The organism is Arenibacterium halophilum, assembly GCF_005938225.1.
GTDB lineage: Bacteria > Pseudomonadota > Alphaproteobacteria > Rhodobacterales > Rhodobacteraceae > Arenibacterium > Arenibacterium halophilum.
Genome location: NZ_VCPC01000001.1, coordinates 1,406,374 through 1,422,545, shown reverse-complemented (window position 1 = coordinate 1,422,545; position 16,172 = coordinate 1,406,374). Strand labels below are relative to the sequence as shown.

General features: G+C 62.2%; 12 protein-coding genes and 1 rRNA gene. 6 read left to right on the top strand and 7 right to left on the bottom strand.

Annotation, left to right across the window (positions count from 1 at the left end):
- The 5 genes from rrf to FGK64_RS06865 all read left to right on the top strand — a co-directional run.
- Positions 1-108 (top strand): 5S ribosomal RNA (rrf, locus tag FGK64_RS06885); the annotation flags it as partial.
- 136 nt (positions 109-244) lie between these two features.
- Positions 245-865: a paraquat-inducible protein A gene (locus tag FGK64_RS06880; RefSeq protein ID WP_342773940.1), complete on the top strand. Its 621-nt coding sequence runs from the start codon at positions 245-247 to the stop codon at positions 863-865.
- Entirely contained in the window at positions 832-1,467 is a 636-nt protein-coding gene (locus FGK64_RS06875; protein WP_138863009.1) for a paraquat-inducible protein A, read from the top strand. The genes FGK64_RS06880 and FGK64_RS06875 overlap by 34 nt, the downstream gene beginning before the upstream one ends.
- Positions 1,460-3,550, top strand: a complete 2,091-nt coding sequence (locus FGK64_RS06870) for an MlaD family protein (RefSeq protein ID WP_138863008.1) — start codon at positions 1,460-1,462, stop codon at positions 3,548-3,550. Before FGK64_RS06875 ends, FGK64_RS06870 begins: the two co-directional genes overlap by 8 nt.
- Positions 3,551-3,554: 4 nt before the next feature.
- Complete coding sequence (locus tag FGK64_RS06865; RefSeq protein WP_138863007.1) at positions 3,555-4,124, top strand: PqiC family protein; 570 nt, start codon at positions 3,555-3,557, stop codon at positions 4,122-4,124.
- Between the two features lie 91 nt (positions 4,125-4,215).
- On the opposite strand, the gene pncB is transcribed toward FGK64_RS06865, so the two are convergent.
- The 3 genes from pncB to pncA all read right to left on the bottom strand — a co-directional run bounded on the left by pncB (position 4,216) and on the right by pncA (position 8,483).
- Complete coding sequence (gene pncB, locus FGK64_RS06860; protein ID WP_138863006.1) at positions 4,216-5,505, bottom strand: nicotinate phosphoribosyltransferase; 1,290 nt, start codon at positions 5,503-5,505, stop codon at positions 4,216-4,218.
- A gap of 72 nt (positions 5,506-5,577) precedes the next feature.
- On the bottom strand, positions 5,578-7,812 hold the full coding sequence (locus FGK64_RS06855; RefSeq protein WP_138863005.1) for a hybrid sensor histidine kinase/response regulator: 2,235 nt from the start codon (positions 7,810-7,812) through the stop codon (positions 5,578-5,580).
- 71 nt (positions 7,813-7,883) lie between these two features.
- Positions 7,884-8,483, bottom strand: coding sequence for a bifunctional nicotinamidase/pyrazinamidase (gene pncA / locus FGK64_RS06850; protein ID WP_138863004.1), 600 nt, complete (start codon positions 8,481-8,483; stop codon positions 7,884-7,886).
- A gap of 100 nt (positions 8,484-8,583) precedes the next feature.
- On the opposite strand from pncA, the gene trhO reads away from it, so the two are divergent.
- A complete protein-coding gene (gene trhO / locus FGK64_RS06845; protein ID WP_138863003.1) occupies positions 8,584-9,492 on the top strand; it encodes an oxygen-dependent tRNA uridine(34) hydroxylase TrhO in 909 nt (302 codons plus the stop codon).
- Here trhO and FGK64_RS06840 read toward each other — a convergent pair.
- The 4 genes from FGK64_RS06840 to FGK64_RS06825 form a co-directional block, all read right to left on the bottom strand.
- Positions 9,489-10,709 carry an MFS transporter gene (locus FGK64_RS06840; protein WP_138863002.1) on the bottom strand — a complete coding sequence of 407 codons (1,221 nt, stop codon included), beginning with the start codon at positions 10,707-10,709 and terminating at the stop codon, positions 9,489-9,491. The genes trhO and FGK64_RS06840 overlap by 4 nt on opposite strands.
- 208 nt (positions 10,710-10,917) lie before the next feature.
- Positions 10,918-11,889, bottom strand: coding sequence for a C45 family autoproteolytic acyltransferase/hydrolase (locus FGK64_RS06835; RefSeq protein WP_171053991.1), 972 nt, complete (start codon positions 11,887-11,889; stop codon positions 10,918-10,920).
- 5 nt (positions 11,890-11,894) lie between these two features.
- Positions 11,895-13,346 (bottom strand): biotin carboxylase, encoded by a 1,452-nt coding sequence (locus FGK64_RS06830; RefSeq protein ID WP_138863001.1) that lies wholly within the window; start codon positions 13,344-13,346, stop codon positions 11,895-11,897.
- 15 nt (positions 13,347-13,361) lie between these two features.
- Positions 13,362-16,112, bottom strand: a complete 2,751-nt coding sequence (locus FGK64_RS06825; protein WP_138863000.1) for an aminotransferase class I/II-fold pyridoxal phosphate-dependent enzyme — start codon at positions 16,110-16,112, stop codon at positions 13,362-13,364.
- Positions 16,113-16,172 lie beyond the last annotated feature (60 nt).

Genomic DNA, 16,172 nt, shown 5'->3' with positions numbered 1-16,172 from the left:
ATCATAGCAAGAGCAAAACACCCAGAACCATCCCGAACCCGGAAGTTAAGTGCCTTCGCGCCAATGGTACTGCGGCTCAAGTCGTGGGAGAGTAGGTCATCGCCAAACCTAGTAAATGCCCCTGAATATCTCTCTTACGATGAACCAATACAAAAACGCTCCACCCGATCTGCTCATGCAGGCTCTGGTGGAGCGTTTTTGTTTTGCGCTACATATAACTGATGACAGTTCAGGGCGTGATAACGTGATCGACACGAAAGACATGGTGGCCTGCCCGACCTGCGACACGTTGCACCGGTTAAGTGATGTGCCACAGGGTACAAAGGCGCGGTGCAGGCGGTGCCACGCGGTGCTGATGACGCCGCGCGCCGGGGCCATGACGCAGATCATCATGCTCTCGGCGACGGCGCTGGTACTGATGGTTGCCGCCGTGGCCTTTCCCTTTCTCGATCTTAGCGCCGCCGGGCTGGCGCAGCACAGTTCCGTTATCGACACCATAACCGCCTTCTCGGACGGGCTGCTGCTGCCGCTATCTTTTGCCGTGGCGGCCCTGATTGTTGTCCTGCCAACGGTGCGGCTCTGCGCTGTGATCTACGCGATTGCGCCGATGGCAATCGGGTATCGCCCCGCGCGCGGAGCCGAGGCCGCATTCCGCCTGGCACAAAACCTGCGCCCGTGGGCAATGGCCGAAATCTTTGTGGTAGGGGTCGTGGTCGCGCTGGTGAAGATCGCTGGTATGGCCTCGGTCGCGCTGGGGCCTGCGTTCTGGGCTTTTATCGCGCTTGTGCTAGTTACTACCCTGAAAGACACCTTCATGTGCAAGTTGACGGTTTGGAAGACACTGGAAGAGCGCAGGAATTCCTGACGGCCCGAAGTGCGGGTTTGATCGGGTGCCGTGAATGCGGCCGCGTCCACGCGGCTGGCGTACCCCTGTGCCTGCGCTGTGGCGCGCGTCTGGCAAGCCGTGATGTCACCAGCCTGCAAAGGGTCTGGGCGTGGTGGTGCGCCGGGCTGATCGCCTATGTCCCCGCCAACCTGTATCCGATGTTGCGCACCGCAACGCTCGGCACCGAGCAGGCGAATACGATCATGGGTGGGGTAGTGGAGTTGCTGCATCACGGATCGTATTTCGTGGCGCTGATCGTTTTTGTCGCCTCGGTGGTGATCCCGCTCGGCAAGTTCATCGCGATTGCCTATCTGGCTGTCAGCGTCCGGCAGAGGTCGGCCATGCGGCGCGGGCAACGCCAGCATCTTTACGAAGTTGTCGAATTCATTGGCCGCTGGTCGATGCTGGACGTGTTTGTGGTGGCGATCCTGTCCGCTTTGGTGCAATTCGATTTCGTTGCGACGGTGCATCCCGGCATCGCGGCGGTGTCCTTTGCGCTGTCGGTTGCCTTTACCATGCTCTCGGCGCAAAGTTTCGACTCCCGGATGATCTGGGACGCGGATGAGGCCGATAATGAGTGACTCTGTTCCCCCGCCCGAGATGGAGATTGCGCCGCGTCGTCGCTCGCCGCTGCGCAACCTGTCGGCGATCTGGCTGGTGCCGATGCTGGCCCTTGGCGTGGCGCTTTGGGTTGCCTGGTCCAGCTACTCCGACAGGGGCGCGCTGATCGAGATTACGTTCGGCAATGCCGCCGGGATCACCGCCGGAGAAACCGCCGTGCGGTACCGCGATGTGCGCATCGGCGTGGTGGAATCGGTCGGGTTTACGTCCGGGCTGGATACCGTTGTCGTGGGCGCCCGGATCGACAAGGATGTTGCCCCTTATATCAATGACACCGCCCAGTTCTGGGTGGTGCGCCCCGAGGTTTCGGCCCAGGGTGTGTCGGGCCTGCAAACGGTACTGAGCGGCGTCTACATCGAAGGCACTTGGGATCGCACCAAGCCCGGCGATGAGGTTTCGCGCTTCGAGGGCGTCGAAGATCGGCCCTTGGTCGACCTGAACGAAAGGGGCACGCGGGTAACCCTGCAGGCCAAGGAAGGTAACGTTCTGGCAGCCGGCGCCCCCATTTTCTATCGCGGGATCGAGGTGGGCCGGACGGAGAAGCCCCGGCTGGAGAACAACGGAACGCTCGTGGTGGTGGATGCCTTCATCAAGGCGCCACACGACCAGTTGCTGACCACGGCCAGCCGGTTCTGGGATACCTCTGGGTTCCAGGTGTCTTTCGGGCCAAGCGGGTTGAAGCTGGATGTCAGCAGCTTTTCGGCGCTGATCGGCGGCGGGATCGCGTTCAACACCTTCTTTTCCGGGGGCAGCCCGATCGAGAGCGGCCAGGTTTACGAGCTGTATACCGACGAGGAAGCGGCCCGCGCCAACGCCTATGCCCGCGTATCCGATAACAGCGTGACTCTGGCGACCGTGTTCGAAGACGGTGTTTCGGGTTTGGCGGCGGGGGCTGCGCTGAACTACAAGGGCCTCAAGATCGGCGAAGTTGCAACCCTGTCGGCTTTTGTGACCGAAATCAACGGCCGCCCCGAGGTCCACCAGATGGTGACTCTGGATGTGGATCCGGCGTTGATGGGCCTGCCCGAGGGCGCCGAGCTGCGCGATGTGTTGAATTTTCTGGATGCGGCCGTGCAGGAAGGGGTCCGGGCGCGGCTGAGCAAGGCCAGCCTGCTGACCTCGGCGCTGGTGATCGAGCTGGTGGTGATCGAAGACGCGCCCCCGGCAGAGCTGCAGCGCGATGCGATGCCCTATCCGATCATTCCCAGCGCGGTTACCGATCTGCCCGATATCAATGCCAGTATCGAAGGCGTGATGCAGCGGGTGAACGCGCTGAAAATCGAAGAGCTGATTGCGCAGGCAACGTCGATGATGGCCAGCATCGACGCTCTGGCCCGCAATGACAGCACCCGCGCGGTTCCCGAGGCGGTGGTGGCCCTGCTGAATGACGCGCGCACGATCATCGGCAGCGAAGCGTTGCAGCGCCTGCCTGATGATGTGGCGCAGACGGTGGCCCGGATGAATGGCATCGTCGAGCAGATCGAACAGCAGCGCATCGTCGACCAGTTGGGACAGGCGATCACCGATGTCAGTTCTGCCGCCGATACGGTCTATGCCGCAACCGAAGATGTTCCGGCGCTGGTGACCGACTTGCGCGGCATCGCCGCCAAGGTCGAGGCGCTTCAGGCCGAAGAGCTGGTTGCAGCCGCGACAGACCTTCTGCAAAGCGCGGATGCGTTGATTGACAGTGACGCGGCGCGAAACCTGCCGGCGACCGTTTCGGCGTCGCTGGAGGAAATCCGGACGCTGTTGGTGCAATTGCGCGAAGGCGGCGCTGTCGAGAATGCCAATGCAACCCTGGCCGCGATCCGCTCGGCCGCGGATTCGGTAGACGAGGCCAGCAAGGGCCTGCCCGATCTGTCGCGCCGGCTTGACAGTCTGGCGGTGCGTGCCGAGCAGTTGATCGGCGCCTATGGCGACCGGTCGGATTTCAATCAGGAAACCCTGGCCATGCTGCGCGAGGTACGGGCAGCAGCGCGCAATATCGCAACGCTTGTCCGCTCGATCGAGCGCAGCCCAAATTCCATCCTGTTCGGAAAGTGACGATATGAAACAGTTCTGGCGCCTTGGCCTTGTGATCGCGACACTATCGCTGACAGCTGCCTGTGGCGACAACAACGCGCGCTATCTGCTTGAACCACCAGCGACCGAGACCCGAGTCGCGGTGCGGGTGTCGACCATCGAAGTGCGCGATGTGACGCTGCCCAGCTATGCGGCGGCTTCGGAAATCGTGCAGCAGGATTCCGATGGCGCGTTGCGGCCGCTGGCCCGTGCGGTCTGGGCCGACGATCCGGTGCGCAGCGTGACACTGGCGCTGACGCGGATGCTGGATGCGCGCTCTACCGCGACGGCGATGAGCGAACCCTGGCCGCTGGAACGCTACCCTGACGCGCGGGTCGAGGTGCGGATCGACCGCATGGTACCGGGCGCCGACGGGCAATTTCGCCTGAGCGGGCAGTATTCCATCGCCTCGCCCGACGCGGTGATCCGCGAATCCATCAACGGGTTCGACATTTCCGTGCCCTTAACGGGTGATACGCCCGGAGCTGTTGCACAGGCTACTGGCGCGGCTGTCGGCCAATTGGCGGATGCGATCCTGGCGCGGCTGCGGCGCTAAGCAGGGATCGTGCCATCGGATATGGGGGTAGGGGCTCTGCCCCCGCCCCTGCGGGGCTCCCCCGGGATATTTCTGGCCCAAAGAAGGCGGGTCAGACTTCTACCTTGATGCTGTCTTGTTGACCGACGCCGAAGACGCGTTTGTAGCGGGCAATTTCATCTGCCGGGCCCATCGCCTTTTCGGGGTTGTCGGACAATTTGACCGTGGGGCGGCCATTGGCCGAGACCGCCTTGCACACCAAGGAAAATGGCGCGAGTGCGTCGTCGGGCGCGAGGCCGCGGAAATCATTGGTCAGCAGCGTGCCCCACCCGAATGACGCTTTGACCCGGCCATCGAACTGGTGGTGCAGCTCGATGATCTTGTCAACATCCAGCCCGTCGGAAAAGATCACGCGTTTCTGGCGCGGGTCTTCTCCACGCGCTTTCCACCAGTCGATCGCGATTTCGGCCCCCTTGGCCGGATCGCCGCTGTCGATACGCACCCCTGTCCAACCGGCCAGCCAATCCGGCGCGTTGTCGAGGAAGCCCTTGGTGCCATAGGTGTCGGGCAGCACGATCCGCAGATTGCCGTCATGTTCATCGTGCCAGTCAGAGAGCACGTCGTAGGGCGCGCGGGCGAGGGCGGCGTCACTGTCTGCCAGTGCCGAGTACACCATGGGCAGTTCGTGGGCGTTGGTGCCGATGGCTTCGACCTCGCGACGCATGGCGATAAGGCAGTTCGAGGTTCCGGTGAATTTCGGCCCAAGGCCCTCGATCATGGCTTGAACGCACCAATCCTGCCAAAGGAAGGAATGGCGGCGGCGGGTGCCGAAATCGGCAATGCCGAGCGTGTCGATGCCGCGCAGGCGGTCGATCTTTTCCCAGAGGCGGGTCATCGCGCGCGCATAGAGCACCTGAAGCTCGAACCGGCCCATATCGTTCAGCACGGCGCGACCGCGCAGTTCCATCAGCGTGGCGAGCGCGGGGATTTCCCAGAGCATGACCTCGTGCCATTTGCCTTCGAAGGTCAGCTCGTACTGGTCGCCTTTGCGTTCCAGATGATAGGGCGGGAGGCGCAGACCTTCGAACCACTCCATGAAATCCGAGCGGAACATCTGGCGCTTGCCGTAGAAGGTGTTGCCCCGCAGCCATGTGCTTTCGCCGCGGCTGAGAGAGAGGGAGCGAATGTGATCAAGCTGTTCGCGCAACTCGCCTTCGTCGATCAGCAGGGCGAGGGGGACGTGCTTCGACCGGTTGATGAGCGAAAAGGTGACCTGTGTATCAGGTTTGTTGCGGAACACCGACTGGCACATCAGGAGTTTGTAGAAATCCGTATCGATCAGCGATCTCACGATCGGGTCGATCTTCCATTTGTGGTTGTAGACCCGTGTTGCGATATCCACGGCCAGCCCCCCTGATCTGTGTCCGGGCGTTGATACGGGGTAACGTGCCGAAATGCGAGGGAAAACACGCGGTCAGAGGACAACCGGCCTGGGGGCGCAATGGGTTGCCATGGTGACAATCAGGTCTTTCCGGCGCACGGGTTTTGTCAAGAATCCGTCCATTCCGGCGTCGAAACATTCGTCACGGTCGCTGTCGAAGGCGTTGGCGGTGAGGGCGACGATGGCGGGCTGGCGGCCGGGCGTGCGACGGATTTCGCGCGCCGCTTCAGTGCCGCTGAGCAGGGGCATCGACATATCCATCAGGACAAGATCGGGGCGCGTTTCACAGGCGATGCGCACGGCCTCGCGCCCATCTTCGGCGAAGTCCAGATGCACAGGCACATCCCGGAGGAACTTTTCGATCAACATGCGGTTCACGGCGTTATCCTCGGCCACAAGGATGCGGCGCCCGTCCAGACGGCGGATCGTGTCGGCGAGATCGGTATCGGGCGGGCGATCTTCCTGCCGCCGGCCCGGCATGTTCAGCGGCAGGCGCAGCGTGAAGGTCGACCCCTTGCCTGGGGTAGACACGGCCGAGATGTCGCCCCCCATGGCCTGCGCCAACATGCGCGAGATGGTCAGCCCCAACCCGGCGCCTTCGAAGCGCAGGGGCGTCGCGGATTCGGCCTGGCCGAAGCGGTCGAATATGGCATCCAAACGGTCGGCGGCGATCCCGATTCCGGTATCGGCAACCGAGATGGACACGCCGGGCCGACTCCCCACACGCCGGGGCCGCACTGACAGATCAACCCGACCTTCAGGGGTGAATTTCACGGCGTTTCCGACCAGGTTCACAAGAATTTGGCGCAACCGCCCATCGTCGCCGACTATGTTCAAAGATGCGTCTTTGGGCAGATCCAGCCCAAGCGTCAGCCCCTTGGGCCCGGTTTGAGAGCGGAACAACACGGCGGTTTCCCGCAGCAGTTCGCCAAGATCGAATGCGACAGGGTCCAGCCTTAGTTTGCGGGCATCCAGCCGCGACAGATCAAGCACGTCGTTTACCACCGCCAGCAGCGATTTGCCCGAGGCGCGGATGGCCTGCGCATAGGTTTTCTGCTCGCTGCTCAACGGGGTTTCGCACAGCAGGTCTGCCATGCCGATGATGCCGTTCATCGGCGTGCGGATTTCGTGACTCATATCTGCAAGAAAATCGGCCTTCGACCGCGCGGCGATTTCGGCTTTCTGCTTGGCTTCGTCCAGATCGGCAGCGGCTTTTCTGGCCTCGGTCATGTCGCGTTCGATGGCGATGAACATTTCCAGCCGCCCATCGGCATCAAACACCGGCACCTGATTGGTTTCGATCCAGACCAATTGGCCATCCCTGGTCTTGTTGCAGATTTCGGTGCGCAGCGGCTGTCCTGCCGTGTGGGCGCCCTGAATGGCGGCGATGGCGGATCGATCCGATCCGTCGTGGTTCAGCAAGTCGCCTACCATCTGCCCGGTGGCCTGTTCACGCGCATAGCCGGTGACCCGCTCGAACGCGTCGTTGACCCAGCGGATGCGCCCGTCCGGGTCCATCAGGATCACGCTGTCATTGGCATGACGCGCGACCAGAGACAGTTGGCGCGCCTCTCGTTCCCGTTCGGACAGTTCGGCGTTGGCGCGTTGCAGGGCGCGGCGCTGGTCGCGCAGGGCGGCCATGATCGCGCGGTTGCGGCGCGCGCCCTTCATCACGTAGTCGACAAACGCAAATACAAGGTAAGCCATGATCAGGATGCCGACCGCATTCATGAAAAATTCGGCATCGGGCACCGGTAATACGCTTGCCTGCCATCCCAGCAACCCGGCAGCGGTGATGCCGTACACGCCAAGCCGCGCCATAGCGGCTGCGGGAACATAGGGCAGGACCAGCCCGCCGTTCACCGCTGCGGCCGCCAGAAAAGCCACGGCAAACAGCGGCACCTGCCCGGCAAATCCCGCATAGGCCACAATGACACAGGCAGCGATGGTCACGGCCTGAAGCGCGGCTGTCAGTGCCGAAAGCCGGATTTCACGCGCGATCGGCACGCCCGCATCCAGCCGCCGCGCGACGCCGCGCAGAAACAGGCAATCGATACTTTCCCCAAGCAGCGCCACCGCAGCGGTTGCCAGCCCGGCCAGCGGCGAGACAATGGCCGCAATCATCACGCTGCCCGAGATTGTCAGGGCCTGACGGCTGGTGAAATGGCGGACACGGCCCTGCGCATAGCGCACCATGCGCGCATCCGGGCTGTCGTCGAACGACGCGTCCGACCCCCGCCTTTCAGCGTCCGAATAGCCATGTGTCATCAGAGGCCGGCCTTTTGGTCATGCTGAAGCATTGCATAGACTGAAGCCGGTTAAGATTTGGCAACTGCGGGTCAGGTGCCGCGCAGAGTTACGCCTTTTTCGACCATGGTGCGCAGGGCCTGATCCAGCGATCCGTCAAGGTCGATCCCCCGGCAGGCCTCCAGATCGACAGACACGTCATAGCCCAGCCCAGCGGCATCCACAGCCGAGTAGTGCACGCAGAAATCCGTCGCCAGGCCGGCAACGATCAGCCGGTCGATACCGCGCGTGCGCAGATATCCATCCAGCCCCGTGGGCGTGGTCTGATCGTTCTCGAAGAACGCGGAATAGCTGTCGATCCCGGCGCGAAACCCCTTGCGGATGATCATGTCGGCATCAGTGCGCAGATCGGCGTGAAACGCAGCCCCGTCCGAGCCCTGAATGCAATGATCAGGCCAGAGCACCTGCGGGCCATAATCCATCTCGATCATGTCATAAGGCAGTCGATCCGCATGTGACGACGCGAAGGAAGAGTGCCCCGCCGGATGCCAATCCTGCGTCAGAACCACCGCATCGACCTGCTCCATCAGCCGGTTGATCGGCTGTACCACTGCATCGCCTTCGGGAACGGCCAGCGCGCCACCGGGGCAGAAATCGTTCTGGACATCAATCACGATCAGGGCGGTGGGCATCGCATACTCCTTCTTCCGGTCCTGAATGGGTAGGCCCGGCTGCGGCCCGCGTCAATCGCGACCCTTGCGTGACAGGGGTTTGCGGCCTAAATCGGCGCCCATGTACCGCATCGCTGCCTTGTATCACTTCACCCGCTTCGCCGATCCGGCCGCTCTGAAACCGTCGCTGGAGGCGGTTTGCCGTGCAAACGATGTGCGTGGTACTCTGCTGCTGGCGGGCGAGGGGATCAATGGAACCATTGCCGGCCCCGCGCAGGGAATCGACGCCGTGCTGGCGCATATCCGCGCCCTGCCGGGCTGTGCCGGGCTGGAGTGGAAAGAGGCGCAAGCGCCCAAGCCGCCCTTTGCCAAGCTGAAGATCCGGCTCAAGCGTGAAATCGTCACGATGGGCCAGCCGGATATCGATCCGGTCGCCCGCGTTGGTCATTATGTCGAGCCCGGGGACTGGAACGAGCTGATCCGCCGCGACGACGTTGTGGTGATCGACACCCGCAACGACTACGAGGTCGCCATCGGTACGTTTCAGGGCGCCATCGACCCCGAAACCAAATCCTTCGGAGAACTCCCCGCCTGGTGGGAGGCGAACAAGACTCGCTTCCACAACAAGAAGGTCGCGATGTTCTGCACCGGCGGCATCCGCTGCGAGAAATCGACGAACTACCTGCTTGGGCAGGGCGTGGACGAGGTGTTTCACCTTAAGGGCGGCATTCTGAACTACCTCGAAAAAGTTCCCGAGCGCGACAGCGCATGGGAGGGTGCCTGTTTCGTCTTCGACAACCGCGTTGCTGTCGAACACGGGCTGAAGGAAAGCGGCCACATCCTGTGCCACGGCTGCCGCCGCCCGATCGAACCGGCCGACCGCACTCGCCCCGAGTATGAACAAGGCGTGTCGTGCCATCTGTGCATCGACGAAACGTCTGACGAGGACAAGACCCGCTTTCGCCAGCGCCAGAAACAGATTGCTCTGGCGCGCGAACGGGGCGAGTTGCACATTCCGCTACAAGATTAAGCAGGTGCCGCGCCCGGAATGCGTGGGCGCGAGCGCAGCAGCAGTACGCCGATGATCGCGATGTTGACGACGTTCCAAAGGACGCCGTTCAGAAACGCCATGTGGTAAGATCCGGTCACGTCATAAATCCAGCCCGACATCCAGCCGCCAAGCGCCATGCCAAGGATCGTCATCATCAGCACGAATCCGACCCGTGCCCCGGCTTCGCGCGCGGGCATGTATTCGCGCACGACCAGGGCGTAGCTTGGCACGATGCCGCCCTGCGCCAGCCCGAACATCAGGCTGATCATGTAAAGCGAAGCCATGCCATCCCAGGGCAGGTAGAACATCAGCGCAAGGCACTGCAGGATCGACCCGACCAGCAGCGTGCGCACCCCGCCGAGCCGGTCGGCGACAAGGCCGGAAATCACCCGGCTTACAACCCCGCCCAGCAACATCAGCGACAGCATCTCGGCCCCGACAGCGGGGCCATAGCCCAGCCCGACGCAATAGGCGACGATATGCACCTGCGGCATCGACATCGCCACGCAACAGCCGATCCCGGCAATGCCCAGCAGGTATTGAAGCGCACGCGGCGACATGCCGGCACTCTTCGCGCGCAGGTCCGATGCCGCCTGGGCCAGGCCGTGCGCCTCGTCCGGAACGCGGCGTCGTAACAGCAGCGACAGTGGGATCAGCGTGACCACGGTAATCAGCGCCAGTGTCAGGTAAACCTGCCGCCACCCCGCCTCGGCCAGAATGTCGGCCAGAAGCGTTGGCCAGATCGCGCCCGACAGGTAGTTGCCGCTGGCCACCAAGGCCACGGCAATCCCGCGCCGCTTCAGGAACCAATGCGATATATCTGCGATCAGGGGGCCAAACCCAACTCCGGTGCCCAGACCCACGGCCAATTGCGTCAGTGACAGAACCACGATGTTGGGCGCCAAAGTCGAAAGCAGATAGCTGGCCGCGATCAGCAGCGCTGCAGCGATCAGCGCCAAAGTCGCGCCGAACCGATCCACGACGCGCCCGATGAACAGGTTCCCCAAGGCGAATCCGATCATCGTCAGCGTGTAGGGCAACGACGCCTCGGCCCGCCCGGCCTGGAACTCGGCCTCGACGGCGGGCATGATCACAACGACCGCCCACATGCCCACATTCGCGACGCAGCCGATTGCCAGCGTCACCAGCAGGCGGAACCAGGAATAGGCGCTGTCATGGATTGATGTATCGCTCATGGCGCGACGCTAGGCCCGGCGCAGAGGGAAGTATAGCACCAGTTCGGGTCCAGGCGGGACAAGACTGGAAATCTCCCGTATTCTTTGGGGTCCAAATATCCCGGGGGAATCCGCAAAGCGGATGGGGGCAGAGCCCCCCCCTTTATCCTATGGTCGCTGCCTGCGGCGGCGGTCGGATTTGAGTATTTGGACAAAGAAGAAGCAGGGGTCAGGTGGGAAGGGCGACGTGAATCGTGTCTTCGGGAAAGTCCTCGAAGGTCTTTCGCCATTTGAAGCCCGGCCAGAACAGTTCGACCTCGCGGTCGGCGGGGCGGTAGGCGGCGGTGAACAGCGTGCCGAAGCCCGAGCCAAATGCGGTGGAATAGAGCGGCGGGCGCAGGAAGGCGCGGATGAATTTTTCCTGTGTTTCCGGGTGCAGGGTCAGCCGTTGCAGAAGAAATCGTTCGCGTTCGACCGTGGCGGTGAACCGCGCATGGCTGGACCATTCCACGCGTTCCTGATGGTTGGTGGCCACCGGGGTATGGGTCACCAGTGTCTCGCGATCAGGCGCGAGGTAGGCGGTCAGGAAATTGCGGGCGGCGTCCAGCACGGTGACGTTATAGCTCATATGGCTGGGAACGCGTTGTAACACGGCGCCGGCCTCTTTCGCGGTGGTACAGGTCTGCAGGATATAGCGCAGGATCAGTGGAACGCCGAACCCTACGCCAACCTGCCTGCGTCCGCCGAATGTCAGTGACACGGCAAGCCCGGCGTCGTTGATGCCGTCGACCAGACCGAACAGCCCGTCGCTGGTGCCGATCACGCCACGCCCCTGCCAGTTGGTTTTCAGCACGATCGCGTCGAAGGCATAAGAACTGTAGTCGTAATTTCGGACCAGAAGCGGCGTATCGCCGGGCCAGACGGCCTGGCTGCAGGCCGTCAGATAAGCGGGCGGGCAATAGAAGCTGAGGAAACGCGACTGCATGTCGCCGCCGCCCACCAGTTTGCACAGCGTTTCGTACAGCGGCACGATTTCCGGCATGTGCTTTTGCAGCGCGGCGTGACCTTCCATATAGGTCGCGCGGCCGGCCAGCCCGTCGCGCGCCCACCACGCCGAATAGGCGGGCCAGTAGTCATGGAACAGCCCGGCCCATTTCGGGCCGGGCTGATCTTCGGAAATGGCGCGAAATGTCAGGGTCATTCCGCTTACATAATCTTGAACGCCGGATCCTCAAACGCTTTCGCCGAGGGCAGGGGGCGGGCCGAGTAGGCATTCTTGATGCCGTTGATCCAGTCGCGCGATTTGTCGGTCAGTTGGAAGTTCTTCGTCATCGAGCGCCCGCGCGTCACCAGAATACCAAGGTCGGCGCCTTCATAGCGGTAATCGCCCACGTTCGAGATACGCAGGAAGAATGCCTCGTCCTCGGATTCGACCGCGCGGCGGTGATAATCGAAGCGGTCGAACACCACGCGGCCGTCGGGCAGCATCTTGTAGATGCCCGATTGCGGCGCGTGGGTGATGATGTCGACGTTGTCCTCGGTGTGCTTGATGACCATCTGGCTCCATGAATCGATCATGTCGGGGTCGGCCCAGCGGGCGTTCAGCTCTTCCACATCCAGCTTGAACGGTTTCTTCGAGAATTCCAGCAGGTGGAACAGGAACAGCGGCGCGTCGGCGTGGGCAAAGGCCGCATGGTTCGTCATGGAGCTGGCGCCGGTGATGCGGGGGTTCAGCTCTCCCAGCCAGATTTCGCCGGTTTTCTTGTCGATCAGGAAATCGAGCTCGAAATAGCCGCGATATCCTTCCTTGCGCAGCTGTTCGCCGAACTTGAACGTCAGCTCGCGCGCGGCCTGGCGGGTTTTCGGCGGAAAGGCGGTCGAGAAAATCTCGTTCCCACACCAGCCGCCACGATAGGGTGTCAGCTCGTTAAAGCCGACCAGTTCCGTCATCAGCGGGCCGACGATGGTGCCTTCCGAGGTGCAGCACGCCTCGATCGCCGAGCCGCGGCAGTCGATCCGCTTCATGATCTTGATCTCGCCCTCGCCGACGATTTCATGCTCATGTTTGCGGAAATCGGCTTCGGACTTGATGAAGAAGGTGGTGTGGCCGCTGTCGCCAAACGCCGATTGCAGCACCAGATCGTCGCCCAGCCCGGCCTTTTTGCAGACCTCTTGCAGGTGCTCGTAGCTTTCGACCTCTGACAGCGTGTTCGGCACCGAGGGCACGCCCGCCTTGTTGCCGATGCGGACGGTTTCGATCTTGTTGTCCATGCTGGTGCGCAGCTTGGCCTTGGGGAACCAGACCTCGCCGCCCAGATCCTTGGCCAGTTTTTCAGTCTTTTCGTCGAACATCAGGAAGACGAATTTCGGCTTGCCGCCGCGTTCCTTGACGTAGTCCACCACTTCCTTGTGTTGCAGCAGGTAGTTGTTGATGTCCTCGATCGACTGGAATTCCTCATGCGGCAGCTCGGAGGGCACCAGCACGTTGGGGTGGCGGCCGTCAAAGCAATCCATGTAGCAGATGTACTTGAAATTCTTGACCCATTCATCCAGGCCCAGCAGGTTGAAGTTGGTCGCCGAGACAAAATACACCGGGTCGGAGTTGGTGTGAAAATACCGCCGGATCTCGGAAATGTTCTTCAATGTCTTTTTCGCCATTGCGGCAGTCTCCCTTTAGTTTTTCTGTTTTCCGGCCTTTTTCAGGGCCTTTTCGGTAAATACGCGCAGGCCCAGATCGGGCCGGTAGCCGTGGATTTCGCTGACGTCGAGCGCGCGCATGAAGGTCAGGATTTCGGGGCTGATCACCTGCCCGGGCACCAGGATCGGGAAGCCCGGCGGGTAGGGGATGATGAAGGAGGCCGACACCAGCTCCTCGCCGGATTTCAACCGGTCCAGAAGGGCATCGTCCAGCGAGAGGTAATCGCAATTGTCTTCATCGTAGGCGAGGAAGAAAGCGGTGCGAATATCGCCCTCTGGCGTCTCCTTGTTCGAGCGGAAGGAATCGTGGAAGCGCGAGAAATCCGGCAGCGGCGGAACATGTTCCACCAATGCGGAGACGCGGTTGTCGAACGACCGGCGCTCCATTTTCGATGCGTCGTCCAGCAGTTCGTCCAGATCGTTGGCGATTTCCACCAGCACCTCGATCAGGTAGGCGACCGAGGATCGCGTGGTGCCGATGTTCGTCATGAACAGCACCGTGTTGCGCGAGGTCTTGTTGATCTGAATGCCGTATTTGTCCATCAGGATGCGCGTCTTGAATGTGTCGCCATCCCATCCGGTGCCGCCCACCGCCAGTGTCACGCGGGTCGGGTCCAGCACGAATTCGTCGCTGGCCCAGATCTCCCACTTGTCCGACCAACCCTGCTTCGGGTCGTAGTAGGCCTCGATCCCCGACTCGCGGTATTCTTCGGGGATCATGTCGGCGGGCGTCAGGACGCGGAAATATTTCTGCAACAACGGGTGCGTCGTCACCGCGCGTCGGATCGCCATCGCGCTTTCGATCTGGCGCTGGACGAATTCGAACCCTTCCAGTTCAACCTGCCGCCGGCCCACATCCAGCGAGGCGATGATCTGGTAGTTGGGCGAGGTCGAAGTGTGCGTCATGTACGCCTCGTGAAAGGATTGTTCGACCTCTCCCTTGAAGTCCATGTCGTTGACGTGAATCATCGACCCCTGCCGCAGCGAGGTCAGCGTCTTGTGCGTCGATTGCGTGGCATAGGCGCGGATGCGGGCATCGGGGGGCGGGACCAACCGGGTTTTCAGCAACGTCTCTTCGTCGGCATTCTGTAGCTGGGCCTGCTGAGCCTCATACGCCTTGGCCGCATCGGGCGATTTCAGCCGCTCGCGCAGGGTGTTGGCGACCGACATGGCGGTGCGCTGGCGATAGGTGGGGCCGAACCGGGCAAAGGCAAACCATGCCTCGTCCCACAGGAAGATCAGGTCTTTCTTGATGGCCAGGCATTCTTCCATCACGCGTTCGACGTTGTAGACCAGCCCGTCGAAGGTGCAGTTGGTCAGCAGCACCATGCGCACGCGATCCAGCTTGCCCGCCGCGCGCAGTTTCAACAGCGTGTGCTTGATCTCATGCAGCGGAACCGCGCCGTACATCGAATATTCGTGCAGTGGATAGCTGTCCATGTAGACGACATTCGCCCCTGCCAGCACCATCCCATAGTGGTGCGATTTGTGGCAATCACGGTCCACCAGCACGATGTCGCCGGGGCGCACCAGCGCCTGCACGACGATCTTGTTGCAGGTCGAGGTGCCGTTGGTGGCAAAGAACGTCTGTTTCGACCCGAAGGCGCGGGCCGCCATGTCCTGCGCTTCCTTGATCGGGCCGCGCGGTTCCAAAAGGCTGTCGAGCCCGCCCGAGGTGGCCGAGGTCTCCGCAAGGAAGATGTTGGGACCGTAAAACGCGCCCATGTCCTGAATCCAGTGCGAGCGGCTGATAGATTTGCCCCGGCTGATCGGCATGGCGTGGAACACGCCGGTCGGCTGCTTGGAATATTCCTTCAGCGCGGTGAAGAAGGGCGTTTTGTAACGCCGGTTCACGCCGCGCAGGATATTCAGGTGCAGTTCCAGGAAATCTTCCTGATTATAGAACACGCGGCGGCAGCGCCCCAGATCCATGCCCGCGATATCCTCGGCCGAGCGGTCGGTGATCAGGTAGGCGTCCAGCTCGGGACGGACCTTGGCGATCAGGCGGCAGGCCTCGGGGCCGTAATCGCCGGGCTCAAGGCTGTCGACGTCCTCATCCTCGTTCATCCGCTTGACGTATTGCTTCAGAAGCGGAAGCACGTTCTTCGATTTCAGCGTCAGGCCGGGGCGCACCACGACGGCCTGAACGTTATGGTTGAACAGGATGCCCATCAGCGCGTCTTCGACGCTGGGCACCACGACCGCCTCATAGATGAACGGATCTTCGGGGCGGCGCATCCGGTGCAGGTTGTTGCGCAGGAACCGGGCCTGCTGTTCATTCACGTTGTCGACGATCAGGATTTCGAAATAGGGGCGCCCCAACGCGCGGTCTTCGGGCGCCAGCGTGCTTTCGTCGTCGTAATCCTCGTTGTCGGGTTCATCGCTGACCACGGGAATGCTGCGGCGACGATAGGCGCCCGAGGTCAGGGCGCGCGCCACGCGGCGCACGGCGGCCGACAGATCGTCGATGTTGCGCTGGTCCAGCAGGCGGCGCAGGTGTTCGAACGTGCCCGATCCGGGGAAGGCCCAGTACACCTCGATGGGCGACAGTGCATCGAACAGCTCGTGCGCCTGTTTCAGCAGTTTCTGACCCTGCCGCCCCTCGACACCGTGAACCGAGAGCGACTCGGCGCATTCGCGCAGCGCGCTCCATCTGTCGGCGCGCAGCTGCGTGGCGCTGTAGTAGTCGCCAATCGTCAGCGACCCCGGATCGTTCTGCTTGTTCATCGCCACTCCCTCCCTCGGGGCTGGGTGCCCCGGCTTTTGTGCCGTCGGTCGGGCGTGGCG